2 protein-coding genes are annotated in these 1,733 nt (G+C 58.7%); both read left to right on the top strand.

Annotated features, from left to right (window positions below; all coding sequences use genetic code 11):
* On the top strand, nucleotides 1-1,232 hold a 1,232-nt coding region (locus F788_RS14225), incomplete at its 5' end, for a type I secretion C-terminal target domain-containing protein (RefSeq protein ID WP_155984450.1).
* A 101-nt stretch (nucleotides 1,233-1,333) separates the two neighbouring features.
* Nucleotides 1,334-1,693 (top strand): hypothetical protein, encoded by a 360-nt coding sequence (locus tag F788_RS13500; protein ID WP_051080627.1) that lies wholly within the window; start codon nucleotides 1,334-1,336, stop codon nucleotides 1,691-1,693.
* Nucleotides 1,694-1,733 lie beyond the last annotated feature (40 nt).

Below are 1,733 nucleotides of genomic sequence, written 5' to 3'. Positions count from 1 at the left end.
GCGGCCTGACCGACGGCGAACTCACCATCGATGCCGAAGCGACCGACAACAACGGCAACGACATCACGGCGCAGGATACGGCCGAGCTGGATGCGTGGCCCAACGTCAGTATCGACAGTGTCAAGTGGGCAACCGGCGGCGATGCCAGCGATGTCATTGATCAGAATTGGGGAGCGCTGGAAACCGGCGACTTCGGCGTGGGGCTTGAATCGGATATTTACACTGCACCTGGCGATATACCGGCGATTTTGACCTCTGGCCTGAACAGGTTTGGGACGTCAGGGTTGTCGATTCAGGCTACCGAAAACAGCAGCTATACCTACGAGTTCGACGTTGACAGCGAATACTTGCTTTCCTGGACAGAGGGTGGTGCTACCAGAACGATGTTGGGCACTGTGACGCGCTCCGATCTAGTGTCACTGCAGGGCGACGACAGGGACCTCTTGGTCTTCAGGGGATCGGTGGACGGTGTGGATACGGTGCTTGTTATTGACTCGACCGGACTTACGGGCGATGCGTATGCGGTCGATGACCGTGACCCCTCCACGGTCGGTTTCCGCGAGATCGAAATAGACGGCACGGCTGCGGCTGGTTCGGACGTTGAGATTCGTGATGGCGACGGCAACCTGATCGATACCGTCGTGGCGGACGGCGACGGTGGATGGTCTACAACGATCAGTCCGGCTACTAGTAGCACCGGTGAAGTGACCGCTACCGCGACGGACCCAGCGGGCAATGAGACAACCGATGTCAAGGCCTACATTCTGGGTGGCTCTGGATCAGACACGTTAGAAGGGACGGCCGGGGATGATGTGCTTTATGGTGGCGCTGGGGATGACACTCTGATCGGGGGTGGCGGAGACGATATCCTGATTGGCGGCGACGGCGACGATACCTTCGTCTGGCAAGAAGGGGACGAGGGGACCACGACGGACCCTGCGACCGATGTCGTCAAGGACTTCGGGAATGGTGAGAACGTTCTCGATGTGTCCGACTTGCTCCAGGGCGAGGAGGAGGCCGAGGACTTGAGTGAATACATCGTGACTGAAGAAGAGGGTGACGATACGGTCCTTTACTTGAGTTCCCAGGGTGAGCTGAACGGTGACAAGGAGAATGCCGATCAGATCATTCGCCTAGAAGGGAAGTCGTTCAGTGATTTTGGGGGCGCGTCGGCGTCTCAGGACGTTATCAATCACTTGTTGAATAACGGTCAGTTGAACATCGACCAGTAATCGGCCGTTCAGGCAGCCCCGCCGGTTTGAATCGGTGGGGCTTTCTTGTGTCTGAGCGTGTAAGGTCAGGGTTCGGGTGTAGTACGGTCCGGAGGCCGCGCATGTATGTGAGAAGGGACGCAGAAGGCAGGATCGATCTGGTGAGTCGGGCAGCGAGTGGCGCGTGCACGGAATTCGTGGCGGTTGATGCGCCTGAGCTGCTGGAGTTTCTGTCCGGGAAGGAGGCTGACCCAGTACCCGCAGCATTGCAGGCCTCGGATCTGGAGCTGATCCGGGTGCTGGAGGACCTGGTGGAGGTACTGATCGACAAGGGTGTGATTCGGTTTACGGACCTACCGGATGCGGCGCAGCAGAAGTTGCGGGATCGCAAGGATCTTCGGGTGTCGGCGAAGCGGCTGAATCTGATCCTGAATTCAACCAATAAGTGCAACGCCACGTCATGCGGCGCGTCGCCGCTGTAAGGATTGCTCCAGCACTTCGATCGGGGCCCGGTAGCCGAGC

Source organism: Thioalkalivibrio sp. ALE10 (assembly GCF_000381385.1).
Taxonomy (GTDB): Bacteria; Pseudomonadota; Gammaproteobacteria; order Ectothiorhodospirales; family Ectothiorhodospiraceae; genus Thioalkalivibrio.
The sequence above is the reverse complement of the archived record's forward strand: the minus strand, read 5'-3'. Positions and strand labels throughout refer to the sequence as shown.

Bases quoted from the DNA above. Each gene is read 5' to 3' on its own strand.
- F788_RS13500 (WP_051080627.1), top strand. From the start codon at position 1,334: ATGTATGTGAGAAGGGACGCAGAAGGCAGGATCGATCTGGTGAGTCGG.